Annotated in this window: 20 protein-coding genes; 3 read left to right on the top strand and 17 right to left on the bottom strand. The window is 61.2% G+C overall.

From position 1 onward, the window contains the following. Window positions 1-133: 133 nt before the first annotated feature. The 9 genes from yccS to betI all read right to left on the bottom strand — a co-directional run bounded on the left by yccS (window position 134) and on the right by betI (window position 13958). Window positions 134-2317, bottom strand: coding sequence for a YccS family putative transporter (gene yccS / locus AC3IP0_RS26385; protein WP_489326238.1), 2184 nt, complete (start codon window positions 2315-2317; stop codon window positions 134-136). Window positions 2318-2532: 215 nt separating this feature from the next. After that, on the bottom strand, window positions 2533-3711 hold the full coding sequence (locus AC3IP0_RS26380; RefSeq protein ID WP_423505688.1) for a BaiN/RdsA family NAD(P)/FAD-dependent oxidoreductase: 1179 nt from the start codon (window positions 3709-3711) through the stop codon (window positions 2533-2535). A 141-nt stretch (window positions 3712-3852) separates the two neighbouring features. Continuing rightward, window positions 3853-5190 (bottom strand): ATP-dependent RNA helicase DbpA, encoded by a 1338-nt coding sequence (gene dbpA, locus AC3IP0_RS26375; RefSeq protein WP_489319828.1) that lies wholly within the window; start codon window positions 5188-5190, stop codon window positions 3853-3855. 105 nt (window positions 5191-5295) lie between these two features. Then, complete coding sequence (gene mdtD, locus AC3IP0_RS26370) at window positions 5296-6723, bottom strand: multidrug transporter subunit MdtD (RefSeq protein WP_489326236.1); 1428 nt, start codon at window positions 6721-6723, stop codon at window positions 5296-5298. Window positions 6724-6892: 169 nt separating this feature from the next. Next, window positions 6893-8230 carry a TldD/PmbA family protein gene (locus AC3IP0_RS26365; protein ID WP_489326235.1) on the bottom strand — a complete coding sequence of 446 codons (1338 nt, stop codon included), beginning with the start codon at window positions 8228-8230 and terminating at the stop codon, window positions 6893-6895. Beyond that, entirely contained in the window at window positions 8230-9672 is a 1443-nt protein-coding gene (locus tag AC3IP0_RS26360; RefSeq protein ID WP_489326233.1) for a TldD/PmbA family protein, read from the bottom strand. The genes AC3IP0_RS26365 and AC3IP0_RS26360 overlap by 1 nt, the downstream gene beginning before the upstream one ends. A 273-nt stretch (window positions 9673-9945) precedes the next feature. Next, window positions 9946-11646, bottom strand: coding sequence for a choline dehydrogenase (gene betA / locus AC3IP0_RS26355; protein ID WP_489326231.1), 1701 nt, complete (start codon window positions 11644-11646; stop codon window positions 9946-9948). A 183-nt stretch (window positions 11647-11829) separates the two neighbouring features. Next, window positions 11830-13302 carry a betaine-aldehyde dehydrogenase gene (betB, locus tag AC3IP0_RS26350; protein ID WP_057712979.1) on the bottom strand — a complete coding sequence of 491 codons (1473 nt, stop codon included), beginning with the start codon at window positions 13300-13302 and terminating at the stop codon, window positions 11830-11832. Window positions 13303-13364: 62 nt separating this feature from the next. After that, complete coding sequence (gene betI / locus AC3IP0_RS26345) at window positions 13365-13958, bottom strand: transcriptional regulator BetI (RefSeq protein ID WP_489317501.1); 594 nt, start codon at window positions 13956-13958, stop codon at window positions 13365-13367. A gap of 380 nt (window positions 13959-14338) precedes the next feature. Between betI and AC3IP0_RS26340 the strand changes: the two genes are divergently transcribed. After that, window positions 14339-16279 (top strand): BCCT family transporter, encoded by a 1941-nt coding sequence (locus AC3IP0_RS26340; RefSeq protein WP_489319827.1) that lies wholly within the window; start codon window positions 14339-14341, stop codon window positions 16277-16279. A gap of 196 nt (window positions 16280-16475) precedes the next feature. Here AC3IP0_RS26340 and choV read toward each other — a convergent pair whose 3' ends face one another. The 3 genes from choV to AC3IP0_RS26325 all read right to left on the bottom strand — a co-directional run bounded on the left by choV (window position 16476) and on the right by AC3IP0_RS26325 (window position 19521). Then, entirely contained in the window at window positions 16476-17654 is a 1179-nt protein-coding gene (choV, locus tag AC3IP0_RS26335; RefSeq protein WP_489317500.1) for a choline ABC transporter ATP-binding protein, read from the bottom strand. Beyond that, on the bottom strand, window positions 17651-18496 hold the full coding sequence (gene choW / locus AC3IP0_RS26330; protein WP_095944879.1) for a choline ABC transporter permease subunit: 846 nt from the start codon (window positions 18494-18496) through the stop codon (window positions 17651-17653). Before choW ends, choV begins: the two co-directional genes overlap by 4 nt. 77 nt (window positions 18497-18573) lie before the next feature. After that, entirely contained in the window at window positions 18574-19521 is a 948-nt protein-coding gene (locus AC3IP0_RS26325; protein WP_489317499.1) for a choline ABC transporter substrate-binding protein, read from the bottom strand. A 435-nt stretch (window positions 19522-19956) separates the two neighbouring features. On the opposite strand from AC3IP0_RS26325, the gene AC3IP0_RS26320 reads away from it, so the two are divergent. Both AC3IP0_RS26320 and gbdR read left to right on the top strand, forming a co-directional pair. Further along, window positions 19957-21333, top strand: a complete 1377-nt coding sequence (locus tag AC3IP0_RS26320; RefSeq protein WP_489317498.1) for an L-serine ammonia-lyase — start codon at window positions 19957-19959, stop codon at window positions 21331-21333. Window positions 21334-21870: 537 nt separating this feature from the next. Beyond that, window positions 21871-22974 carry a choline metabolism transcriptional regulator GbdR gene (gbdR, locus tag AC3IP0_RS26315; RefSeq protein ID WP_007975492.1) on the top strand — a complete coding sequence of 368 codons (1104 nt, stop codon included), beginning with the start codon at window positions 21871-21873 and terminating at the stop codon, window positions 22972-22974. On the opposite strand, the gene aac(6') is transcribed toward gbdR, so the two are convergent. From aac(6') to AC3IP0_RS26290, 5 genes are all read right to left on the bottom strand, one after another. Further along, window positions 22975-23421, bottom strand: coding sequence for an aminoglycoside 6'-N-acetyltransferase (gene aac(6') / locus AC3IP0_RS26310; protein ID WP_489319826.1), 447 nt, complete (start codon window positions 23419-23421; stop codon window positions 22975-22977). Window positions 23422-23468: 47 nt separating this feature from the next. Continuing rightward, window positions 23469-23732 carry a hypothetical protein gene (locus AC3IP0_RS26305; protein WP_223532922.1) on the bottom strand — a complete coding sequence of 88 codons (264 nt, stop codon included), beginning with the start codon at window positions 23730-23732 and terminating at the stop codon, window positions 23469-23471. Between the two features lie 385 nt (window positions 23733-24117). Further along, window positions 24118-25281, bottom strand: a complete 1164-nt coding sequence (locus AC3IP0_RS26300) for a gamma-butyrobetaine dioxygenase (protein WP_489317497.1) — start codon at window positions 25279-25281, stop codon at window positions 24118-24120. A gap of 13 nt (window positions 25282-25294) precedes the next feature. Further along, a complete protein-coding gene (locus AC3IP0_RS26295; RefSeq protein ID WP_489317496.1) occupies window positions 25295-25771 on the bottom strand; it encodes a thioesterase family protein in 477 nt (158 codons plus the stop codon). 136 nt (window positions 25772-25907) lie between these two features. After that, a complete protein-coding gene (locus tag AC3IP0_RS26290) occupies window positions 25908-26873 on the bottom strand; it encodes an L-carnitine dehydrogenase (protein WP_489317495.1) in 966 nt (321 codons plus the stop codon). Window positions 26874-26888: the final 15 nt, after the last annotated feature.

Genomic DNA, 26888 nt, shown 5'->3' with positions numbered 1-26888 from the left:
CTGTTGCTGATGGCCTCTTCGCGGGCAAGCCCGCTCCCACAGTGGGCGAAGGTGAACACAAATCCCGTGACCATCAGATAACCCTGTGGGAGCGGGCTTGCCCGCGAAGGGGCCGGTACATTCAGCCGGGATCTCAATCCTCACTCGTATCCTTGATCAAATGCGCCGCCAAGGTCCTCAGCGGCCCCAACTGCCGGCAGATCAGCGCCAGTTGCGTCTGCACCAACCGTTGCCCCTCATCGATTTCATCAGGCATCTGTTCCAGTTCATTGGCCAGTGCTTCTTCTTCATCGCTCTGAATCTCGATCGAAGACTTGCTCGCCAGCCCTTGGGCGATCGCGTCGATGCTGGTGGCCAGTTTCACCCCGGCCCCTTCGATCAAGTGCTCGCGCACGTCCGCCGGCAGTTGGGTTTCCCGATGCGCGCCCAGGCCCGACAGGTAACTGAGCAGCGTGTGTGACAGCACCAGGAAGCGGAAGCCCACGTCCGCCTCCTTTCGGAAATGCCCCGGCTCCATCAGCATGTTGGCCAGTGTGGTCGACAGCGCCGCGTCGGCGTTGTGCGCGTTGCGGCGGGCCAGGCGGTAAGCCAGGTCGTCGCTTTTGCCCGCCGCGTATTGCTGCATGATCTGGCGCAAGTAAATGCTGTTGCAGGCCAGGGTATTGGCCAGCACTTTGTTCAGGCGTCGGCCCTGCCAGTCCGGCAGGAACAGGAATACCGCGAGGCCGGCGATCAGGCTGCCGAGCAAGGTATCGAACAGCCGTGGCAGGAACAGCCCGTAACCGTCACCCACCTGGTTGAAGCAGAACAGCACCATCAGGGTGATTGCCGCCGTCGCCAGGGTGTAGCGGGTGGTGCGGTTGGTAAAGAACACCACCCCGGCGGCGATGGCGAAACACGACTGGATCAACGGGTTCGGGAACAGGTCAAACAGTGCCCAGGCCAGGGTCAGGCCGATGGCGGTGCCGATGATCCGTTGACCGAGTTTGCGGCGGGTGGCGCCGTAGTTCGGTTGGCAGACGAACAGCGTGGTGAGGATGATCCAGTAGCCTTGGGACGGGTGAATCAAATGCACCATGGCGTAGCCGATGCTCAAGGCCAGGGGCAATCGCAGGGCATGGCGGAACAGCAGCGAGGTCGGCGTCAGCTGCGTGCGCAAGCGCAGCCACACGTCCTTGAGGCTGCGCGGCGAACGGTCGAGCAGGCTGCTGTCGGTGGCGTCAGCCAGGGCGTCGGGGTTACTGGCATCGCTGAGCAAGCGGTCGAGGGTGCCGAGGTTGGCCGCCAGTGCCCGCAGTGAACGCAGCAAGCCGCGCCAGGCCGGGTTGCTCTGGATGCGCAGGTGTTCGAGAGAAGCATCGAGGTCGCTCAGGGCCTCGGCGAAACTGGCGTCATAGGTGAACGGCTGGCGCATCTGGATCGATTCGGCCAGGGCCCGGCAGGCCTTGCCTTGCTGACGCAACAGGCGTTGGCAGCGGAACAGCACGTCGCTGTGGAAGAAGGCGTCGGCCAGGGCGTTGTAAGGGTAGTGCGAAGAACTGGCGCGTTCGTGGATGTCCTGGGCGAGGAAGTACAGCTTGAGGTAGCGGCTGACTTTCGACCCCGGGCGACCATTGCCGACCCGGTGCAGGATGATCTCCTTGGCGGCGTTCAGTGCCGCCACCACCCGGCCGTTCTGCTGGGCCAATTCCAGGCGCCGCGCCTCCACGTCCATCTGCCGGATCGGCTCGAACAGCGAGGATTTCAGCTTCAGGTAAAAGCCCAGCTCGCGGAACAGGCGCGCCAGGCTCTGCTGCACCGGCTGATTGGAAAACAGTGCCTGCCACAACACCGACAGCAAACCGTACCAGGCAGCACCGGCCACCAGCAGCAACGGCTCGTGCCAGACGTCGGTGACCGCACCACCACGCTGGTCCACGCCGATCATGGTGTAGACCGAAAGGATCAGCGTCGCCGAGGCAATCGCGCCATAGCGCTCGCCGAGGGCGCCAAGCATGGTCAGGCAGAACGCAGCCAGGGCGAAGGCGATGATAAACAGCGAGGGGTAGGGGAAGAGCAGTTCGACGGACAGGGCGGCAACCGCGAAACACACCAGCGTCACCGCCAGCGCGTTGATACGGCCCTGCCAGCTGTCGTCGGTCTCGGCCAGGGCGCTGGCGATAATCCCCAGGAACAACGGGATCAGCAGGCCCATTTCATCCTGATACCAACACAGCGCCATGGTGCCGGTCAGGGCAATGAATACCCGCACGCTGTAGCTGAACTTATCCAGCGCCCAAAGGCGACGCAGAGACTGGCGGAACGAAGTCGATGACATGAAATGCGAAGGCCTTCCGAGGCAATGACGCTAAATTGAGCCACTAATGACGCCGACGCAATGGCGCCGATCACATCAGACAGCAAAATCTGTTCCTTCCTTGGCGATACACCGCCTCTGTAGGAGCTGCCGCAGGCTGCGATCTTTTGACTTTACTTTAAAAAAACAGGATCAAAAGATCGCAGCCTGCGGCAGCTCCTACAGGGCCGGTGGTGTCAGACGTACTGCGCAGCAGCGTAACCGGAAGCCCACGCCCACTGGAAATTGAACCCGCCCAGATGCCCGGTCACGTCCAGCACTTCGCCGATGAAGTACAGCCCCGGGCTTTTCAGCGATTCCATGGTCTTGGACGACACTTCATTGGTGTTGACGCCGCCCAGGGTCACTTCGGCGGTGCGATAGCCTTCGGTGCCGGCGGGCACGACTTTCCAGCTCGCCAGTTTTTCCGCGATATCGGCCAGCTCGGCGTGGGTGTACTGCTTCATCGGTTTGGAGACGAACCAGTTGTCCGCCAGCAGGTTGGCCATCTTCTTGGTGAATATTTCACCGAGCAAGGTTTTCAGCTCGCTGTTGGGACGTTCGGCCTGTTGCTGTTGCAGCCAGGCCGGCACGTCGTGATCCGGCAGCAGGTTGATCTCGACGGTATCGCCGGATTCCCAGAACGACGAGATCTGCAAAATCGCCGGGCCGCTGAGGCCGCGGTGGGTGAACAGGATGTTCTCGCGAAAGCTCTGGTCGTTGCAGCTCACCAGGCAGTCCACCGACGTACCGGACAGCTCAGTGCACAAGGCCTTGAGCTGATCGGTGATGGTGAACGGCACCAGGCCGGCGCGGGTCGGCAGCAGTTCGTGGCCGAACTGCCTGGCCACCTGGTAACCGAAACCGGTGGCGCCCAGGGTCGGGATCGACAGGCCACCGGTGGCGATCACCAGGGATTCGCAGGTGATTTGGTCGAGTGTCGTGTCCAGCAGGTAGCCGCTTTCGAGCTTCTCGATGGTCTGGATCGAGGTGTCCAGGTGCAGGCTGACGCCGACCTGATCGCACTCGTTGAGCAGCATTTCGAGGATGTCGCTGGATTTGTTATCGCAGAACAACTGGCCGAGTTTTTTCTCGTGGTACGGCACGCCGTGTTTGGCCACCATGCCGATGAAATCCCACTGGGTGTAACGGGCCAGTGCGGATTTGCAGAAATGCGCGTTCTGCGAGAGGAAATTGCCCGGTTCTGTGTACATGTTGGTGAAATTGCAGCGGCCACCGCCCGACATCAGGATTTTCTTGCCGGCCTTGTTGGCATGGTCGAGCAGCAACACCTTGCGCCCGCGCCCGGCGGCGGTCAGTGCACACATCAACCCTGCGGCGCCAGCGCCAATGATCACGACTTCGGTAGAGCGCAAAACGGTGTCCTCTCAGTGCTACACCACAAAACAAGCTGTGGGAGCGAGCTTGCTCGCGATGAGGCCATTCCAGTCACAGACTTTTTGACTGAAAGACCGCTATCGCGAGCAAGCTCGCTCCCACAGGGGTATACGTTGTTCTTACAGGATGCGAACGCGCAGCGAACGACCCTTGATCTTGCCGTCGTTCAAGCGCTGCAAGGCCTGCTTGGCAACGCCGCGCTCCACGGCCACATAGGCCTGGAAGTCGAAAATCGCGATCTTGCCGACCTGGGCACCGGGGATGCCGGCGTCACCGGTCAGTGCGCCAAGAATGTCGCCCGGACGAACCTTGTCCTTGCGGCCGGCAGCGATGCACAGGGTGCTCATCTGCGGCAACAGCGGGCCACCACCCTTGGAGGTGAGGTTGTCCACCTGATCCCAGGTCAATGGTGTCCTCTGCAATTGCTCGATGGCCTGGGCGCGCTGCGCTTCGGACGGCGCCACCAGGCTGATCGCGAGGCCTTTCTCACCGGCGCGGCCGGTACGACCAACGCGGTGAATGTGGATTTCAGAATCACGGGCCAGTTCGACGTTGATCACCATGTCCAGGGAGTCGATATCGAGGCCGCGGGCGGCGACGTCGGTCGCCACCAGCACCGAAGTACTGCGGTTGGCGAACATCGCCAGCACCTGGTCGCGGTCACGCTGTTCCAGATCGCCATGCAGGCCGACGGCGGAAATGCCTTTGGTGGTCAGGTGGTCGACGGTTTCCTGAACCTGCTGCTTGGTGTAGCAGAAAGCCACGCAGGAGGCCGGACGGAAGTGACCCAGGACCTTGGTCACCGCACTCATGCGGTCGTCCGGGGAAATTTCGTAGAAGCGCTGCTCGATCTGCGTGTCGTCGTGGAACGCCTCGGCCTTCACTTGCTGCGGGTTGCGCATGAACTTCGAGGCCAGTTGCTTGATGCCTACCGGGTAGGTGGCGGAGAACAGCAGGGTCTGGCGACGCTCCGGGGCCTGCATGATGATTTCTTCGATGGAATCGTAGAAACCCATGTCGAGCATGCGGTCGGCTTCGTCGAGGATCAGGGTGTTCAGGCCGTGGAGTACCAGCGAACCCTTGCGCAGGTGCTGCTGGATGCGCCCCGGGGTGCCGACGATGATGTGCGCGCCGTGTTCCAGCGAAGCGATCTGCGGGCCGAGGGACACGCCGCCGCACAGGGTCAGGACCTTGATGTTGTCTTCGGCACGGGCCAGGCGACGGATTTCCTTGGCGACCTGGTCAGCCAGCTCGCGGGTCGGGCACAGGATCAGCGCCTGGCAACCGAAGTAGCGCGGATTGATCGGGTTCAGCAGGCCGATGCCGAAGGCAGCGGTCTTGCCGCTACCGGTCTTGGCCTGGGCGATCAGGTCCATCCCCTTGAGGATCACCGGCAAGCTTTGCGCCTGGATCGGCGTCATCTGGGCATAACCGAGGGAGTCGAGGTTAGCCAGCATGGCGGCGGACAGCGGCAAAGTATTAAATTCGGTGGCGATGGTGGTCACGGGACTGGCCTGCAAAACAAAATGTCGCGCAGTGTACCAGTCCGATGGCCATTCGCCCTAAGGCTCTATGTGTTCTTCCGGACGTTTGACTCGCCGTCCGTCATTCTTTGACAGTTGCGAGAAGATCGTAGCGGCCAGCATCGCCATGATTCCCACGGTCACGAAGGTCAATTGGAATGCCCCCAGGACCGTGTCCACGCCATCATTGCCAATTTCCGCGGTAAAGCCACCGAGCAACGCACCGGCGCAGGCCACGCCCAGGCTCAGGGACAGTTGCGCGACCACCGACAGCAGGCTGTTGCCGCTGCTGGCGCTGGCGTCATCGAGGTCGATCAGGGTCACGGTGTTCATCGCAGTGAACTGCAAGGAGTTGATCGCGCCAAGGATCGCCAGCTGGCACAGCAGCAGCCAGTACGGCGTCTGCTCGCTGACCAGGCCCATGCTCGCCAGCATGATCCCCAGCGCCAGGGTGTTGCCGGTGAGCACGATGCGGTAACCCAGACGCTCGATCAGCGGCCGCGCCACCCACTTGGCGATCATCGCCGCCGCTGCCAGCGGCAGCATGCTCATCCCGGCCTGAGACGGCGAATAGCCCAGCGCCACTTGCAACAGCAACGGCACCAGAAAGGGCAGGGCGCCGCTGCCGAGACGAGCGAACAGGTTGCCGAGAATCCCGACGGCGAAGGTCCGGGTCTTGAACAGCGACGGCGCGAACAGCGGGTTTTCGATATGCCCGGCGCGCAGCCAATACGCGGCGAGGCAAGCCATGCCGCCGAACAGCAGCAACATTACCCGCAAATGCGGCAGGTGCAGTTCGCCGAGCCCTTCCATGGCGATGGTGATCAGAATCATCGCCGCGCCGAACAGCACGAAACCCAGGCTATCGAAGCGCGTGCGCTCGGAGCCGCGCAGGTCCGGGATGAATTTCCACACGGCGTAGCAACCGACCAGCCCCACCGGCAGGTTGATCAGGAAGATCCAGTGCCAGGTCAGGTATTGCACCATCCAGCCGCCCATGGTCGGGCCGATCAACGGGCCGAGCAGCCCGGGAATGGTGATGAAGCCCATGATCCGCACCAGCTCCGAGCGCGGGTAGGCACGCAACACCACCAGCCGCCCGACCGGCAGCATCAACGCGCCGCCCAGGCCCTGGATCACCCGGGCGCCGATCAACTGGGTCAGGCTGGTCGACAATGCGCAGAGCAGCGAGCCGAGGCTGAACAGCAAAATCGCACTGAAGAAGATTTTCCGGGTGCCGAAGCGATCGGCGATCCAGCCGGATGCGGGAATCAGCAAGGCGACCGTGAGCATGTAGGCGATGATCACGCCTTGCATGCGCAATGGGTCTTCGGCCAAGTCGCGGGCCATGGCCGGCAGGGCGGTGTTGAGGATAGTCCCGTCGAGGGACTGCATGAAGAAGGCAATGGCGACGACCCAGGGAATCCAGCGGGCGGTTACAGCGTCGAGAGGTGGGCGGTTGGGCATGGGACCTCTAGATTGATGAAGTTAATGCAAGGTCATGGTGGGTCGAGATTCATGTGGGAGCGGGCTTGCTCGCGAAAGCGGTGTATCAGTCACCAAATAGATCAGCTGAAAGATTGCATTCGCGAGCAAGCCCGCTCCCACAGGTTTGCTGTGCACTTGAGACTTGTGTTTACAGCGTCAGAGTCAATCGGCTGACCAACGCCCCCGGCAACAACGCCGAAGCCGTCGCCCGTTGGCTGTAGGTACTCGCCGACAACAACAACTCCCGCTCCTCGGTCAACGCTTCCAGCTGCGAGCCGAGCAGGCTGAAGGCGCTGTCATCGAAGCGCATGGTACTGACCGGTGCCTGGATCTCGCCGTTCTCGACCCAGAACGTGGCAAAGCGGGTCATGCCGGTCAGGCGTGCGGCCGGTTGATCCGAGAAGTTCAGGTACCACAGGTTGCTGATGTACAACCCCGTGCCCAGTTGCTTGAGGATGTCCGCGTCAGGCAATGCCCCGGCTTTCATGTTCAGCGCGCTCGGTGATTCACCGCCGCTGGCGCCATTGGCGGTCAAGCCGTATTCGGCGGCGCTGCGCGAGCTGACCAGTCGTGCCCCGGCCTTGCCATCGACGATCAAGCCCAGATCGCTGCGTGGATAACCTTCATCGGAAAACGCCGGGCTCAGCGAGCCGCTGACTTTTTCATCCAGCGAGACCAGCGGGCTGAACGCGCTGTCGCCGCCGTAGAGCTTTTGCAGCGGGCTACTTTTGCTGGCAATCGACTGTGCCGAGAAACCACCCCAGCACAACATGCCGATGATTTCTTCCAGAGCCGCCGGTGCCAGGTAGGCGCGGTACTGGCCGGGTGGCAAAGTGCGCAGCGGCCGGCCCAGAAACTCAAGCTGCTCGCGGGCTTGCTGGAAGCGTCTGGCAAAGCCTTCGCTGTTCCAGTCGTGCCCGGCGTAGCTGGCTTTCACGGCCTGGCCGTTCTCGTGGAACAGACTGAAATCGAAGTTGAAACTGTTGGCCTGATGCCAGCCGAAGGCGCCCGAAGAACTGGCAAAGCCACGACTGATCGGGCCGGCAGCGTAGAAACCGACAAGGTCCAGGCCTTCGGCGGCCTGGGTGATTTGCGCGACCACCTGCTCGGTGTCCGGCAGCGGATGCGACTGCACGTTGTTGCTCTGCCAGCCATTGTGGTTGAGCAGCAGGTACGGGTCCGGAGGCAGCAGCGGCAGGGTTTCACGCAACTGTTGCAGACCTTCGCTCAGGCGCTGCGCATCCACTTGCGGATCGCCGGCCAGGGTGATGTGCAGGTCGGCATGGCGGCCTTCGTTGATCAGCTTCAGGCCGATACTCGCCTGCTGCACCTGACCGGCCTGACGCACCTTGGCGTGGTTGAAGCGCACGAAAGCCGACGATTCGGCGGCGTAGCTGAGGGTGAACTGCTCGGGCTCGTGCAGCGCTTCACGCAAGCTGTTGACCAGCGCCTTGAACGACGCGGACTGGCTGATTGAAGGATTCATCAGGCGTCTCCTCCGAATACATCAACGTTGCTGAACACACAGGCCGGTGACGCGTGGCCGACGCGGATCACCTGGTTCGGTTCGCCCTTGCCACAGTTCGGTGTGCCGAGGACCTTCAAGGTACTGGCATCGCCGACGGCGCTGAGACTCTTCCAGAATTGCGCGGAGATGCCCCTGTAATTGGGATTCTTAACCACGCCCTTGAGTTCGCCGTTTTCGATCAGTTGGCCCCATTCGCAGCCGAACTGGAATTTGTTGCGCGCATCGTCGATCGACCATGAACGGTTGGTCGACATCAGCACGCCGTGTTCGATACCGCCGATCAACTGCTCGATGGACTGATCCCCCGGCTCGATGTTGAGGTTGGCCATGCGGTCGATCGGCGGGCGGTTCCAGCCGCAGGCGCGGCTGTTGGCGACGCCGTCCATGCCGGCACGGAATTGCGACAACGCACCGCCCAGCGGACGCAGCAGCAGGCCTTCACGGATCAGGAACTGTTTGCTGGCGGGCGTGCCTTCGTCGTCATGGCCGTAGCTGGCGAGCTCCTCGGGGATGTCCGGGTCGAAGGTCACGTTGAGCAGGCCGGAACCGTATTGCAGGCGGCCAAAATCACTGGCTTTGACGAAGCTGGTGCCGGCGTAATTGCGCTCGTCGCCGAGGATGCGGTCCAGCTCCAGCGGATGACCGATGGACTCGTGGATTTGCAGCATCATCTGGTCGGGCATCAGCAGCAGGTCGCGCTGGCCTTGCGGGGTGTTCGGCGCCAGGAGCAATTGCAGGGCCTGATCGGCCACCTGGGCACCGGCACCGATCAGACCGCAGCGGCTGATGACGTCCGCCGCGCCTTGCTGGCCGAAGTTCTCGCGGCCAAGGCTGCGGGTCTGGCTGTCGTTGCCGTCGTAGGCCGTGACGTCCAGGCCGGGGTACACAAAACGTTGGGCCTGGCGCAGTTCGGCACCGGCGCTGTTGAGGTAGATCTGCTCGACGTGGGTGATGCCGAGGCTGACCTGCCAGTTCACCAAGCGGTCGTCCTTGGGTACGGCGGCGGATTCGGCGCCGAGCAACTGGTAGCAGTCGCTCAGGGTCGGGAAGGCCTGGTCGAGGTTGGGTGAAAAGTAATCGGCGCGGTCGCTGGAAACAGCCTGCTCGCGCAGGTCCAGCAAGGCGTGGGGCTTGAGCCCGCGGGCCTGGAGTTCGGCGCGTTCGAGGGCGGCTTGCAGGCCCTGTTGCGACAGGTCGTTGGTGGCCGCATAGGCCTCGACGCCATTGACCCGCACGGTCAGCATCGCCCCTTCGTCACGGCTCAGGTTCGGCGGTTCGGCGACGTTCTTGCGCACCGACAGGTACTGCCCGGATTCGCGCACATAACGCAGGGAAAAGAATTCAGCACCCGTGCGCAAGGTAGCGAAGCGCTGCTTGAGCTGGGGGTAGAAATCGAACATTCGTGAACCTCCTGGATATGGAGTGGCGATGGGACGGTGCTGCGAGGGGAGGGGTGAAACGATTGCGTGGCGCTAGATTAGGCTTGCGCGGGGGGAGGATCAAGTTTGGATCGGACTTGCGAGTGATTGCCGGGGGAGAGGTGTTGCCTGACCGGGCCTCTTCGCGAGCAAGCCCGCTCCCACAGGGGGCTCGGTTGGATCACAAATCTGCAATCCAACCCGAAACCTGTGGGAGCGAGCTTGCTCGCGATAGGTTCGACGCGGTCTGTCGCCTTATGCAGTCTGGCTCAATTCACGCACCGGCTTGCCCTTCACCGGCGCTTCACCCGCCACATAGTAAGTGGCAGTGCTGCGCGGCAACGGCTTGCGACCACGGATCTTGTCGGCGATTTTCTCGGCCATCATGATCGTCGGTGCGTTGAGGTTGCCAGTGGTGATGATCGGCATGATCGAGGCATCGACCACCCGCAGGCCTTGCATGCCATGCACGCGACCTTCGCCATCGACCACGGCCATTTCGTCGGTGCCCATCTTGCACGAGCAGGACGGGTGGAACGCGGTTTCGGCGTGCTCGCGGATGAACTTGTCCAGTTGCTCGTCGCTCTGCACGTCGATGCCCGGGCTGATCTCTCGACCACGGAAGGCGTCCAGTGCAGGTTGCTGCATGATTTCACGGGTCAGGCGGATGCCGTCGCGGAATTCCTGCCAGTCCTGCTCGGTGGCCATGTAGTTGAACAGGATGCTCGGGTGCTGGCGCGGGTCCTTGGACTTGGCCTGGATGCGCCCGCGGCTCGGCGAACGCATGGAGCCCATGTGCGCCTGGAAACCGTGCTCTTTCACACCGTTGCTGCCGTTGTAGTTAATCGCCACCGGCAGGAAGTGGTACTGGATGTTCGGCCATTCGAATTCCGGACGGGTACGGATGAAACCGCCGGCTTCGAACTGGTTGCTGGCGCCGATACCGGTGCCGTTGAACAGCCACTCGGCACCGATGGCCGGCTGGTTGTGCAGGAGCAGCGAAGGGTACAGCGACACCGGTTGGGTGCAAGCGTATTGCAGGTACAGCTCAAGGTGATCCTGCAGGTTTTCACCGACGCCCGGCAGGTCGTGGACCACCGGAATGTCGAGCTTGTTCAGCAGTTCGGCCGGGCCGACGCCGGAGCGTTGCAGGATCTGCGGCGAAGCGATGGCGCCGGAGCACAGCAGCACTTCCTTGCGCGCCTTGACTTCAACACGCTCCTCAGCGGAGCCGACCAGGTAACGCACGCCGACCGCACGCTTGCCTTCGAACAGGATCTTGTCGGTCAGGGCGTGGGTGACGATGGTCAGGGTCGAACGCTTCTTGGCGACGTCCAGGTAACCACGGGCGGTGGAGGCACGACGACCTTTCGGGGTCACGGTGCGGTCCATCGGGCCGAAGCCTTCCTGCTGGTAGCCGTTCAAGTCTTCGGTGCGCGGGTAACCGGCCTGCACGCCGGCTTCAACCATGGCGTGGAACAGCGGGTTGTTGCCGGCTTTCGGCGTGGTCACGCTGACCGGGCCGTCGCCGCCGTGGTAGTCGTTCGGGCCGATGTCGCGGGTTTCCGCTTTACGGAAATACGGCAGGCAGTCGAGGTACGACCAGTCTTCCAGGCCTGGCAGTTTCGCCCAGCCGTCGTAGTCCATGGCGTTGCCGCGGATGTAGCACATGCCGTTGATCAGCGAGGAACCGCCCAGGCCCTTGCCGCGACCGCATTCCATGCGACGGCCGTCCATGTGTGGCTCGGCATCGGTTTCGTAGGCCCAGTTGTAACGACGGCCTTGCAGCGGGAACGCCAAAGCGGCCGGCATCTGCGTGCGGAAGTCGAAACGGTAGTCCGGGCCGCCCGCTTCGAGCAGCAGGACGGTGACGCCGGCGTCTTCGGTCAGACGGGTCGCCAGGGTGTTACCGGCCGAGCCGGCACCGATGATGATGTAGTCGAATTCTTGGGACATTGAATGCACCCTCTTTGATGTTGGTCAGGTCAGGCCATGGCGAGTGCTGCGCACTCGATTCGCGAGCAAACCCGCTCCCACATTTGATCTCTGGTGTACACAGGATCTGTGTCCGCCACTGGCCTCTTGTGGGAGCGGGCTTGCTCGCGAAGAGGCGCTCGCGAGCAATACAGGTCTCGGGTCTTAGAACACCGAGACGTAATCGCCCAGCTCGACCTGTACCGATTTGATGCGGGTGAAGTTGTTCAGCGAGCTGATGCCGTTCTCACGGCCGACACCCGACTGCTTGTAGCCGCCAACCGGCATCTTCGCGTCGGACTCGCCCCAGGCGTTGATCCAGCAGATACCGGCTTCCAGCTGATGAATCACGCGGTGGGCGCGGTTCAGGTCCTTGGTGACGATACCGGCGGCCAGGCCGAAGTCGGTGTCGTTGGCGCGGCGGATCACTTCTTCCTCGGTTTCGTAGGACAGGATCGCCATCACCGGGCCAAAGATTTCTTCACGCACGATGGTCATGTCGTCGGTGCAGTCGGTGAACACGGTCGGAGCCACGAACGCACCCTTGGCGAATTCGCCGTCGGTCAGGCGCTCACCGCCGCACAGCAGGCGGGCACCTTCTTCCTTGCCCTTGGCGATGTAGCCCAGCACGCTTTCCATGTGCGCAAAGCTGACCAGCGGACCGAAGTTGGTGTTTTCGTCTTCCGGGTTGCCGATGCGGATGCGTGCAACGCGCTCAGCGATCTTGGCTTCGAAAGCGGCTTTCAGGTGGGCCGGAACGAACACACGAGTGCCGTTGGTGCAGACCTGACCGGAGCTGTAGAAGTTGGCCATCATCGCGGTGTCGGCGGCGCGATCGAGGTCGGCGTCGTCGCAGATGATCAGCGGGGATTTGCCGCCCAGTTCCATGGTCACGTCCTTGAGCGAAGAGCTCGAGGCGCTGGCCATGACTTTCTTGCCGGTGTCGGTGCCGCCGGTGAACGAGACTTTCTCGATGCGCGGGTGCTCGGTCAGCCAGGTGCCGACTTCACGGCCGCTGCCGGTCAGGACGTTGAACACACCGTTTGGCACGCCGGCTTCGGTGTAGATCTCAGCCAGTTTCAGGGTGGTCAGCGAGGTGACTTCACTTGGCTTGAAGATCATCGCGTTACCGGCGGCCAGGGCTGGCGCGGATTTCCACAGGGCGATCTGGATCGGGTAGTTCCACGCGCCGATACCGGCCACGACGCCCAGCGGTTCGCGACGGGTGTAGACGAACGAAGTGGTGCGCAGTGGAATCTGCTCGCCTTCGATGGCCGGTACCAGGCCTGCGTAGTACTCCAGCACGTCAGCGCCGGTGACGATGTCGACGTAGCGGGTTTCGGAGTAGGCCTTGCCGGTGTCCAGGGTTTCCAGGGCGGCCAGTTCGTCGTTGCGCTCGCGCAGGATTTCCACGGCGCGACGCAGGATGCGCGAACGCTCCATGGCGGTCATGGCGGCCCAGATCTTCTGGCCCTTTTCGGCGCTGACGACGGCGCGTTCGACGTCTTCCTTGGTCGCACGTTGCACTTTTGCGAGAACTTCACCGTTAGCCGGGTTGATGGCTTCGAAAGTGGCGTCGCTGCTGGCGTCGCTGTACGCGCCATCGATGTAGAGTTTTTGCAGTTCGAAACGGGCCATAAAGTCCTCGCAAGAGTATTAAGTGGCTGGCGCGGTTCGGTGGTTGAGCGTTTATGTGTGCTCTAACTCACCCGCTTGGCCAGTTGGGTATCCATGTATTCGTAAGCAATCTGTTGCGCCTGCCCGGTGTCGAAAGCATCTCCCGACAGCGCGCCGCGCAACCACAAGCCGTCGATCAACGCTGCCAGGCCTCGGGCGGCACTGCGCGCATCATTGAGCGGCAGCACGCGGCGGAACTGGCAGCACAGGTTGGAATACAGACGGTGATCGTTGATCCGCTGCAACCTGTGCAAAGACGGCTGGTGCATGCTGGTGGCCCAGAAGGCCAGCCAGGTTTTCATTGCCGGGCCATTGACCTGGCTGGCGTCGAAGTTGCCCTCGATGATCACCTGCAGATGCGCCCGCGGGCTGTCATCTGTCAGCGCCTGTCGGCGCAGGGTGACGTTCTCGCTCAGAACGGTCATCAGGTACCCCATGGTGGCGGCAATCAGGCCGTTCTTGTCCCGAAAGTAGTGACTGATGATGCCATTCGAGACACCGGCCAAACGGGCGATCAGCGCAATGCTGGCGTCCCCCATTCCGACCTGATCGACGGCCTGCAAAGTGGCTTCGATCAATTGCTGGCGACGGATGGGTTGCATACCGACCTTGGGCATCTTGCACATCTCCTTAGGCCTTCCGGTGGGCGTACGACGGCTACCGGGTTGAAGGCCAGTCTATTTTGTTTTGATTGAACGTTCAATCAACAAAGAATAAGATCTGCGACAAATCGTCGCTGCTTGTGAATTTTCCTACGTGCAGTGGCGGAAAAAACGACTTCCGAAACTGCTCGAAACCTACGCGCTGCGGCGCTCCAGGGGTTTCGGGCTTTTTTCGGGCTGTCTTTATATCACCCGCCGGTCGGCTGCCCACTAACCGATTGGTCGGGTAACTCGTTTGCCTTGCGTTCTTCTCTCGCACTGCCCGGAGCATCTGTGCCATGAGTTCTGCCTCGCTAATAAAGACCCCACCCGAGAAGGTGACGGTCAACGGTTGGGTGTTCTACACCTCTACCGCGTTGATTCTGTTGTTGACCGCCATTCTGATCATCGCCCCGCAAGAGGCCGGCAGAATGCTTGGTACGGCGCAAGCCTGGTTGTCCCGCAGCTTCGGCTGGTACTACATGGTGGTGATTGCCGCCTACCTGATTTTTGTCGTCGGCCTGGCGTTTTCGTCCTACGGCAAACTCAAGCTCGGCAGCAAGGACGACACCCCGGACTTCAGCTACGGTGCCTGGGCGGGGATGCTGTTCTCGTCGGGTATCGGCATCTCGCTGCTGTACTTCGGCGCGTCGGAGCCGCTGGACCACTACTTCAATCCGCCGGAAGGCGTGGCCGGTAGCAACCTTGCCGCCCGTCAGGCGGTTCAGCTGACGTTCCTGCACTGGGGACTGCACGGCTGGGCGATTTACGCGCTGGTCGGTCTGGCCGTTGCCTACTTTGCTTACCGTCATAACCAGCCGCTGGCGTTGCGTTCGGCGTTGTATCCGCTGGTGGGCGAGCGTTGGGTCAAGGGCGCGGCCGGGCATGCGGTGGACGGCTTTGGCATGTTCGTGACCCTGCTGGGGCTGGTGACGAACCTGGGGATTGGTTCGCTGCAAGTGTCGTCGGGGCTGGAAAACCTGTTCGGCATGGAACACAGCAACACCAACCTGCTGATCGTGATCATCGTGATGAGTACCGTGGCGACTATCGCCGCTGTGTCGGGAGTGGAAAACGGCATCCGTCGTCTGTCCAACCTGAACATCGTGCTGTTTAGCGGCCTGCTGATTTTCGTGCTGTTGTTCGGCCCGACCTTGCACCTGCTCAACGGCTTCGTACAGAACGTCGGTGACTACCTGAACGGCGTGGTGCTGAAGACTTTCGACCTCTATGTGTACGAAGGCGACAGTGAGAAGTCCGACCGCTGGCTGGGCCTGTGGACCCTGTTCTACTGGGCCTGGTGGATTTCCTGGGCGCCATTCGTGGGGATGTTCATCGCGCGTATTTCCCGTGGTCGCAGCGTGCGCGAACTGGTAGCCGGCGTGCTGCTGATTCCGCTGGGTTTCACCCTGGCGTGGCTGTCGATCTTCGGTAACTCGGCTTTGGACCTGGTGATGAACCATGGGGCGGTGGAGCTCGGGAAGACGGCGCTGGAACAGCCGTCCATGGCGATCTACCAGTTGCTTGAGCATTACCCGGCGTCGAAAGTCGTGATCGGCGTGTCGATCTTTGTCGGTTTCGTGCTGTTCCTGACCCCGGCGGACTCCGGCGCGGTGATGATGGCCAACCTTTCGTGCAAGGGCGGCAACGTCGACGAAGACGCGCCGCACTGGCTGCGGATCTTCTGGTCGGCGGTGATCACCCTGGTGACCATCGGCCTGCTGTTCGCCGGCAACTTCGAAGCCATGCAAACCATGGTGGTGCTGGCCGGTCTGCCGTTCTCGGTGGTGCTGGTGTTCTTCATGTTCGGCTTGCACAAGGCCATGCGCCAGGACGTGCAGATCGAACAGGAGCAAGCGGAATTGGCTGCACGCGGTCGCCGTGGTTTCAGTGAGCGCTTGACCCAACTGGACCTGCAACCGAGCCAGTCGGTGGTGCAGCGCTTCATGGACAAGCACGTGAGCCCGGCGCTGGAAGATGCGACGGCGCAAATGCGTACTCAGGGCCTGCAAGTACAGACACTGCTGGGCAAGTCCAAGCGTTGCATGGGCGTACGGGTCGAGATGGAAGAGGGCAACCCTTTTGTCTACGAAGTGAGCCTGGACGGCTACCTGGCCACGCCGACCGAATCGGCTCAGTCCGACGAGGAGCGTCAGCGTTACTACCGTGCGGAGGTGTACCTGCACAACGGTAGCCAGGACTACGATTTGATGGGCTTCACCCAGGATCAGATCACCCGCGACGTGCTCGATCAGTTTGAAAGCCATCGGCAGCTCCTCGGCCGGGTTTATAGCTAAGGTGTGAGTGACGCGGTGATTCAGTAACACCGCGTCGCATTCTTCGCGAGCAAGCCCGCTCCCACATTTGGAATGCATTCCCCTGTGGGAGCGGGCTTGCTCGCGAAGGGGCCATCAGCATCAAAGCTGCATTACCCGATGTCCCCCATAAACAAAAACGCCGCGATTCTCTCGCGGCGTTTTTGCATCTGTTGCCTTACCCCAGGTTCTTGCCGAGCAGTGCGTGATACAGCTCGCTGTCGCCAAGAATCCCCACCACGTGGTTGTTATCGTGCAGCACCAGTTTGTTGCCGGTCTGATAACGAATCTGCAGCGCATCGCGCATGCCGATGTTCGAGTCCACCAAGGTTGGTCGACGACCCAGGCCTTCAACGGCCTGACCCGGTACCCAGTTCTGCAAGTCCAGCGCAGAGCCGTTCTGGCGAGCGCCCTTGATGGTGTTGCCCTCGGCCAGGTCCAGCCACGAATCGCCACCTGGATCCAGGCACACCGAACCGTTGATGCGTTTGCAGTTGTCCAGGCTGCGCATCAGGCTGCGGCCGCACAACACGTTCAGCGGGTTGGTGTGGGCCACGAAGGTCCGCACGTAATCGTCCGCAGGGTTGAGGACGATTTCTTCCGGCTTGCTGTACTGGATGATCCGGCCGTCCTTCATGATCGCGATACGGCTGCCGAGTTTCAGCGCTTCATCAAGATCGTGGCTGACGAAGACGATGGTCTTGTGCAGCTTGCGTTGCAGTTCCAGCAGTTCGTCTTGCAGGCCCTGGCGGATCAGCGGGTCGAGTGCCGAGAACGGTTCGTCCATCAGCAGAATGTCGGCGTCCATCGCCAGTGCACGGGCCAGGCCCACGCGTTGTTGCATACCACCGGACAGCTCGTTGGGTTTCTTGTTGCGCCACTGGGTCAGGCCCACCAGCTCAAGCTTGTCGTCCACCAGTTTGCGGCGTTCCTTCTCGGGCCGACCCTGCATTTCCAGGCCGAAGCTGATGTTCTCGCGCACCGTCAGCCAAGGCATCAGGGCAAACTTCTGGAACACCATCGCGATGCGCTTGGTGCGCATCATTTTCAGTTCTGCCGGCGTGCACGAGGCAATGTCGATCTGCTTGCCTTCGTGCTCGACGAACAGCTTGCCGCGGCTGACGGTGTTGAGGCCGTTGATGCAGCGCAGCAGGCTGGACTTGCCGGAGCCGGACAGGCCCATCAGTACGCAGATTTCACCTTTTTCGACATCCAGGCTGGCCTTTTCGACCCCCACGATCTGCCCGGTCTTTTTCAGGATCTCGTTACGGGTCATGCCTTGATCCAGCAGCTTGAGGGCCTCGCGTGGATCCTTGGAGAAGATAACGTCAACGTTATCGAAGCGAATAATGCTCATGCGTCACCCCCTACTTTGGCGTCGGGTTGTTTGCAGATACGGTCGAGCATGATCGCCAGCAGTACGATCGCCAGGCCAGCTTCAAAGCCCAAGGCGATATCAGCGGTATTCAGTGCGTTGACCACCGGTTTGCCCAGGCCATCGGCGCCCACCAGTGCCGCAATCACCACCATCGAAAGGGACAGCATGATGCACTGGGTGATACCGGCCGCGATGCTTGGCATGGCGTGGGGCAGTTCGATTCGCGAGAGCAGCTGACGTCGCGAGCAGCCAAAGGCCTTGCCGGCGTCCATCAATTCTTCCGGAACATCGCGGATACCCAGGTAGGTCAGGCGGATGGGCGCGGCAATCGCGAACACCACCGTGGAGATCAGGCCCGGGACCACACCCAGCCCGAAGAGGGTGAGGGTAGGAATGAGGTACACGAAGGTCGGTACGGTCTGCATCAGATCGAGTACCGGACGCATTAAAGTATAGAACATCGGCTTGTGCGCGGCGACGATGCCCAGCGGCACGCCGATGACCACGCAAACCAGGGTGGCGAACAGCACCTGGGCGAGGGTTTCCATGGTTTCCTGCCAGTACCCCAGATTGAGGATCAGCAGGAAGGAGGCAACGACAAAGGCGGTCAGGCCCCATTTGCGCTGGATGAAGTGGGCGAGCAGTGCGATCAGGCCGATCAATGCCAGCGGGTTGAACCAGGTCAGCGCAAACGTCACGCCGTGGATCATCGTTTCCAGTGTCACGGCGATGGCGTCGAAGGTGTTGGCGCCGTGTTGCGTCAACCATTCAACGAAGCCTGCGATGTACTGGCCTAGGGGTATTTTCTGATCAATCAGCATGGTAGTGAACGTCCGCATGCAAGGAAATAAACAGCCCGGACGGCGTGGGCCGTCCGGCATAAGCGATGCTCCCTAATTCAAGGCGTCAGTTTGGCTTTCACGGCCTCCAGGCCAGGTTTACCGTCAATGGTGGTCACGCCAGCGAGCCAGGTATCGAGCACCTGTGGATTCTTTTTCAGCCAGGCCTTGGCGGCCGCGTCAGGCTTCATCTTGTCGTCCAGGATGTTGCCCATCAGTTCGCTTTCCATGTCGACGGTGAACTCCAGGTTCTTCAGCAACTGACCAACGTTGCTGCACTCCTGGGCGTAACCCTTGCGGGTGTTGGTCGCCACGGTGGCGGCACCGAAGTCCGGGCCGAAGAAGTCATCGCCACCGGTCAGGTATTGAATCTTGAAGCGCTTGTTCATCGGGTGCGGCGCCCAGCCGAGGAACACCACGGCGGTGTCGCGTTTCTGCGCGCGGTCGACCTGCGACAGCATGCCGGCTTCGGAGGATTCGACGACTTTGAAACCGGCCGTCTTCAGGCCGAAGGCATCCTTGTCGATCATGCTCTGGATCAGACGATTGCCGTCGTTGCCAGGCTCGATGCCGTAGATCTTGCCGTCGAGCTCTTTCTTGAATTTGGCGATGTCGGCGAAGTCATGCAGGCCCTTGTCGTACAGCGCCTGAGGGACGGCGAGGGTGTACTTGGCGCCCTTGAGGTTGGTGCGCACGGTTTCCACGGTGCCGGCATCGCGGTAGGCCTTGATGTCGTTTTCCATGGTCGGCATCCAGTTGCCCAGGAACACGTCCATGTTCTTGCCGTCGGCCAGGGACTTGTAGGTCACGGGCACGGAAATCATGGTGGTCTTGGTCTTGTAGCCGAGGGCGTTGAGCACGACGCTGGTGGTCGCGGTAGTCGCGGTGATGTCGGTCCAGCCGACATCGGAGAAGTTTACGGTATTGCACTGCGCCGGTTCTGCGGCTTGCGCCAGAACCGGCAGACTAAGCATGGCGGCCAACAACAACGACGGGGAACCTTTCATGGATGGACTCCTTGGTGTTTTTTTTGGCAGTGTTCCGACTGGACCACCGCACTTATAGGTTGCGGTTGGATGGCGTTCTGGAGACAGCTCTACCACGGCGCCTTGCAATCGAGTCGATATGATCATGTACCAGTGAAAATCTGACGCCTACAGGGTGCGTCGTATCCAGTACAGGGATGGTCGCATCCAGTGTCGGTGACGTCGTTTACAGATTTTTTCAGCCCGATTTCCCCCTCTGAACCGCAAAAAAACGGCGAAAACACAGCGTAAAAGACACGCGGCGCTGGTGGGCATGAGTGCGTCGGTTAGAGACGTCGAACAACTGGATAAAAGCTTGATGATGCGGTCATCTCGGCGGATTGCAGCTTGAGCGTAGCAGCTCCGTCACCGTGCGCTTTCGCGTGCGCAGTGGGCCCATCCAGGAGTTCGGCAGTAATGGCTATCAGTGTTTTCGACCTGTTCAAAATCGGCATCGGCCCTTCCAGTTCACACACCGTGGGGCCCATGCGGGCGGCGGCGTTGTTTGTGCAGGGCCTGCGTGAGCGCGGGCTGCTTGAGCAGGTGCGGCGTGTCGAAGTCCAGCTGTTCGGCTCGTTGTCGGCCACCGGTATCGGCCATGGCAGCGACAATGCTGTGATCATGGGCCTGATGGGCGAGTGGCCGGATGCGATCGATCCGTCGCAAATCGGCATCCGCATCGCCACCCTGCGCGAGACCGATACGCTGCTGCTCGACGGTCGCTTGCCGGTGCCCTTCATCTGGGCCCGGGACATGCGCCTGATCGACGAGAACCTGCCATTCCACCCCAACGCCATGACCCTGATTGTCGAGGGTGATGACGGCGAGTTGTATCGCGACACCTACTATTCGGTTGGCGGCGGTTTTGTCGTCGATGAGGCTCAGGCCTCCAGCGGTGTCGTCGACCTCGACCGCACTGTGTTGCCTTATGACTTTTCCAGTGCGGCCGAGCTGCTGGAGTTGTGTAAAAAGCACAATCTGCGCGTAGCTGAATTAATGATGGCTAACGAGAGGGTGTGGCGCAGCGAAGAGGAAATCCGCAGTGGCCTGATGAAGCTCTGGCGCGCCATGCAGGATTGCGTCGAACAGGGCCTCAAACACGAAGGCATCCTGCCCGGCGGGCTGAATGTGCGCCGCCGCGCGGCCAAGCTGCATCGCAGCCTGCAGGAGCTGAACAAACCCAACGTGATCGGCTCGACCTTGAGCGCCATGGAATGGGTCAACCTGTTCGCCCTGGCGGTCAACGAAGAAAACGCCGCCGGCGGGCGCATGGTCACGGCACCGACCAACGGCGCGGCGGGGATCATTCCGGCGGTGCTGCACTACTTCATGAAATTCAGCGAGGCCGTGACCGACGCCAATGTCGTCGACTACTTCCTCAGCGCGGCGGCGGTGGGAATCCTGTGCAAGAAGAACGCCTCGATCTCCGGTGCCGAAGTCGGTTGCCAGGGCGAAGTCGGTTCGGCCTGCGCCATGGCGGCAGCCGGGCTGGCGGAAATCCTTGGTGCCACTCCAGAGCAACTGTGCAACGCGGCGGAGATCGGTCTGGAGCACAACCTCGGCCTGACCTGCGACCCGGTGGGTGGATTGGTCCAGGTGCCGTGCATCGAGCGCAACGCGATTGCCGCGGTCAAAGCGATCAATGCCGCACAGATGGCATTGCGCGGTGATGGTCAGCATTTCATTTCGCTGGATCGGGTGATCCGCACCATGCGCGATACCGGTGCCGATATGCATGACAAATATAAGGAGACATCGCGGGGTGGGTTGGCGGTTAGCGCGGTGGAGTGCTGAGACCGCGTCGATTCCATCGCGAGCAAGCTCGCTCCCACAGTTTTGCGTCGGTCACAAAAATTGTGTTCACCTCGATCCCTGTGGGAGCGAGCTTGCTCGCGATAGCGCCAGACCAGTCAAAACTGCGCGCTAAGTGAACACCCGGATTAAAGCGCGCCACCTTTTGGCGCGTCGTTCACAGATAAATCGTCTTGCCACTGATCGAGGGCCAATCGGCCTTCGACCGCCTGTCACCCGTGCCTGCGGTGACACTCCTTTCCATCACGGCGCAACGCCGTTCCCACAAGTGCTACCGAATTGCTCACAGCTTGTGGACCGGGGCGCTTGCCAGTCCTGATGGCCATTTAAATCCCCCTGCCTTGCAAGACATATATAGACACATTCCGACGTCGTTTTTAGGAGTTATTGAACGCGCATTCAAATTTAGGCATGGCAATTGCTCTGTCATTACAAAGCCCGTCTCCCACGCGAGAACGATGGCAATAAAAAGAGCCTCCGCCTGAGGCCATCACCCGCTTTGTGTGAGGAGATACCGCGATGACGACGTTCAACTCCGGGGCCCAACCCCAGAACCGTGCGCCTCAATCCATCGGCTTTCTGCTGCTGGACAATTTCACGCTGATTTCTCTGGCCTCCGCAGTGGAACCCCTGCGCATGGCCAACCAGTTGTCCGGTCGCGAGCTGTATCGCTGGACCACCCTCACCGTCGACGGCGGCCAGGTATGGGCCAGTGACGGCCTGCAGATCACCCCCGACGCTTCCATGCACAAAGCCCCGCCAATGGACACCGTCATCGTCTGCGGCGGCATCGGCATCCAGCGCACTGTTACCCGCGAACACGTGTCATGGCTGCAAAGCCAGGCCCGCCAGTCCCGCCGCCTCGGTGCGGTGTGCACCGGCAGCTGGGCCCTGGCCTGCGCCGGCCTGCTCGACGGTTTTGATTGCAGCGTGCACTGGGAATGCCTGGCGGCGATGCAGGAAGCTTTCCCGCGTGTAGCGATGAGTACCCGCTTGTTCACCCTCGACCGTAACCGTTTCACCAGCTCCGGCGGCACCGCGCCGCTGGACATGATGCTGCACTTGATCAGCCGCGATCACGGTCGTGAGCTGTCGGCGGCCATTTCGGAAATGTTCGTCTACGAGCGCATCCGCAACGAACAGGATCACCAGCGTGTGCCGCTCAAGCACATGCTCGGCACCAACCAGCCGAAGTTGCAGGAAATCGTCGCATTGATGGAAGCCAACCTCGAAGAGCCGATCGACCTGGACGAACTGGCGGTGTATGTCGCGGTGTCCCGTCGTCAGCTCGAGCGGTTGTTCCAGAAATACCTGCACTGCTCGCCGTCGCGTTACTACCTGAAGCTGCGCCTGATCCGCGCGCGGCAGCTGCTCAAGCAAACGCCGATGTCGATTATCGAAGTGGCGTCGGTGTGTGGCTTCGTGTCCACGCCGCACTTCTCCAAGTGCTACCGCGAATATTTCGGCATTCCGCCGCGTGACGAGCGCGTAGGGTCCAACACCACCCAGCAAGTGGCGATGATGCCGCTGCCGCAAGCGCTGGTGCTGTCGCCGTTGTCCGGGCCGTTGTCGGCGCTGAGCCAGGCGCGCAATGAGTCGACGTTTGCCAGTGTAAGGCTCTAGTCAGAGCTGGCGTTTGAAAAATACGACGCGCTCGGTTTCCTCGAAACCGAGCGCCTTGTGCGTCTTCTGGCTCAGCAGATTGTCGAGCTCGGTGTCGGAGGCCATTTGTACGCAGCCCTGTTCTCGTCCCCATTGCGCCACAATTTCGATTAGCTGTGCGGCCAAGCCTTGGCGCCGCTGCTGGGGCACTACGTAGATACCTTCCAGGAACACCACCGGAGAGTTGTCGGTGCCATTTACGTAGTCGCGACGCAATGAGGCTTCGACCAATCCAACGGGTTGCTCCCGACAGTCGTAAGCAATGAAGTTGATATAGCGTTGCGGCTCGCTCAGCTGGTGGCCGATCTCATCCCGATGCTCCTGTTCGGAAGCATCCGGCCAGAGGGCCTGACGCAAAAGCAGCCAGCCCGCTTGTTCGCTGGACTGGCAGTGTTGGATTCGAAACATCAGCGTTTGCTCGCAGTTGCCAAACAGGCCGACACTCTAGCAAACGCTCAAGTGCGATGGCTTTGCTGGTACTCCGACAACGCCGGCAGCAATTGTTTGTCGATGGCCTGGCGCACTGCCGGCAGGATCGTCGCGCTGCTGGTGTACATCTCCTTGACCATCTTGCGAAGTTCATACGCCCGGGCATCGTCCAAGCCCCTTACCACGCACTCGCAAGCCTGCTCGGCGGTGGCTCCACTGGGCACGTTGAACCCCAACGACTTGAGCTGGCCCAACAGGTCTTCCTGGTCTATCAAATCGGCGTGCATCATGACGCAATCCTTCTTCAGGGAACGGTGTCGTGGTTCGATTCTGGTAGGGGTGCCGGGTGTCGGCAAGGGCGAATTGTCGCAATGGCTCAATTGGTTATGAACATGTCGTTTTCGGCTAACCTGGTTCGCGGGGGAGTGGGCACACTGGACTCAGCTCGCTTCACGATGGTTTGGTCACCCTCGCACGGCAGCTCCTCAACAGTACCCTCTGCCTCGATCCTGTCACGGCTTGATCGGGGTTTTTTTTGCCTGTGATTCAGTGGGTTTTGTGTGGATTGATATACCGCCTTCGCGAGCAAGCCCGCTCCCACAGTTGACCGAGTTCTCCCAGAGGAATGCGATCGAATGTGGGAGCGGGCTTGCTCGCGAAGAACGATGACGCGGTCTAGCGCTGTAACACCAGAATCCGCGACAACAACTCATCCCGGTCGACATAGCAGCCCTGGAAGTGCCGTGCCCCGGTGGCGGGGTCGAAGGCGTTGCGGGCATGCAGGGTGCGGCGGTTGTCGAAGCACCACAGCTCGCCGGGGTTGAGCCGCTGCATCAACCTGAATCGAGGTTCGCGGGTCATCGCGATAAAGCGCCGGTAGGCCTGATACAGCTTGGGCATCTGCTCCACCGAGGCATCGAACGGCCCGCGCAGAAAGTTTGCCATGCGGATTTCCGACACCTGCCCCAACGCATCCAGGGCAATGATCGGCGCCAGACAGCGGTAATCGCTGTGGCGGTCCTTGTTGCGAAACTCAACGGGAATTTCGCAGAGGCTTTTGAAGGATTCGGGATCTTCCCGGCGCAAGGCGTCGGCAATGGCAAAACCGTCGACGAAAATGCTCTCGCCACCCTCGGCGTCATTGACCAGGCAATGCAAAAATTGCAGCCCCGGTTGCAACTCCCGGGTCGGCAAATCGCTGTGCAGCGGCAGGTTGAAGGCGGTGTAGGCGTTGCTGTCGGCGTCGGCCTTGGATTGCACGTTGAACAGTACGCCGAAATTGCTCTCACGGACGAAGGAAATCCGCTGGGCGATCAGCTTCAGAGAACCGGGCTCGGTAGGCACGCCACGGACCTGGGTCAATCCGACATCCCGCACCGCCAACAACCATTGCAGCAAGGCGTCGGAGTCGTTCATCAGCGCTTGATACTCGAACACTGGCAACTGCAAATCGCTGTGCCAGAGCCTGGCTTTCGGCTTGCGTGCCTGGCGTTCGGCGCGGGATTCATCGTCATAGGCGTGGGCGCGTAGCCAGCCGGGGTCGAAGCGGCTGCTGTGGCCGTCCTGCCAATCCACCGACAGGCAGCCATCGCTGTCTACAAGGGCGTTATCGGGTATCAGGTCTTGAGCCACATCGACGATTTCCAGCACTTGCTCGCGGGTCACGGTGTAGACGCACTGCGGGCACGGGCAGTTATCCCGCAGCCATTGATGGTGGAAAGGGCTGGCGCGATCGTCGGCCCACTTCACCAGAACATGGTCCGCCAGGGTCTGCACGCCAGTCAGCGCGCTGATCAACGGATAGGTACGAAAGTCGGCAAATGCTGCGGCGGTGTTCATGGCGATCTCCTTGTTATTTTTTTGGCGGTAATGCGATCACTCGGCCAATGTAGTCGGGCGCTGGCAGGTCCGCCTGTTCGGCGACGATGGCTTGCAACCGGCTCAAGGACAGTTCGCTGAAAGGCGCCGAACGCGGCCCGGCGAGATCCACGTGCAGCAGCATCTGTTCATTGCCGGCAAGCTCCTGGGCATCACCGACCAGGTGCAGGCTGTGATAGAGGTGCACGCGCTTGTTGTCGTGGGCGATGATTTGGGTGTGCACTTCGACCTGGGCGTCGAGCTTCACTTCGTGCAGGTAATTGAGGTGCAGTTCGAGGGTGAACAGCGAGTTGCCGCTGGCCTCGCGGCTGTTGCTGTCCAGGCCCAGGCGATCCATCAGGGCATCGGTGGCGTAGCTGAAGATCAGCAGGTAGAAGGCGTCGCGCAGGTGGCCGTTGTAGTCGACCCAGTCGGGGATGATGGTGGTTTGGTAGGTGGTGAGGGTGGGCATGATGACTGATCCAAGAAAATAGGTGACTGGACTGCCGCTTTCGCGAGCAAGCCCGCTCCCACAGGGGGAATGCATTCCAATGTGGGAGCGGGCTTGCTCGCGAAGAGGCCAGTGCTGCTGGCCCCAAGCCTGGGGGTTACTCGCTGAAGGCCATCCCATGCTTCTCTTTGGTGGTCTTCACCGCCTCCAGCACCGCCAGCAGGCAGTCATCACGATAGCGCTCCAGCGCCGAAATGCTGTGTTTGCCCAGTTGATCGCTGGTGCCATCAACCACGTCGTCGATCAGCTTGTCGGTCAGTTCCGGCGCTGGCAGGTAGGTCCACGGCAACTGCAACGCAGGGCCGAACTGCGCCATGAAGTGGCGCATGCCGGCATCGCCACCGGCCAGGGTGTAGGTCAGGAAGGTGCCCATGAACGACCAGCGCAATCCTGCGCCAAAGCGGATGGCATCGTCGATTTCGCCGGTGGTCGCCACGCCGTCGTTGACCAGGTGCAGCGCTTCACGCCACAGCGCTTCGAGCAGGCGGTCGGCGATGAAACCCGGTACTTCCTTGCGCACGTGCAGCGGGCGCATCCCGAGGGATTCATAGACCTTCATAGCCGCTTGCACTGCTTCAGGGGCGGTGTTTTTACCGCCGACCACTTCCACCAACGGCAGCAGGTAAACCGGGTTGAACGGGTGACCGACCACGCAGCGTTCCGGGTGCGTGGCGCTCTCGTAGAACTCGCTTGGTAGCAGGCCAGAGGTGCTGGAACCGATCAACGCATTGGGCTTGGCTGCCGCGCTGATTTTGCTGTGCAGGTCCAGTTTCAGCTCCAGCCGTTCCGGGGCGCTCTCCTGGATGAAATCTGCATCGCACACGCACTCTTCGATGGTCGCTACAAAGCGCAGGCGATCTTGCGATGCACCCGGCGCCAGGCCTTGTTTCTCCAGCGCGCCCCAGGCATTGGCGACGCGTTTGCGCAAGGCGGCTTCGGCGCCTGGGGCCGGGTCCCAGGCCACCACATCCAGACCATGGGCGAGGGCGCGGGACACCCAACCGCTGCCGATGACACCGCTGCCTAACGCTGCGAAGGTTTTGATTTCGGTGATAAAGCTCATGGTCGATTCCTGAAT

Source organism: Pseudomonas sp. GL_103, from assembly GCF_057835175.1.
The sequence above is the reverse complement of the archived record's forward strand: the minus strand, read 5'-3'. Positions and strand labels throughout refer to the sequence as shown.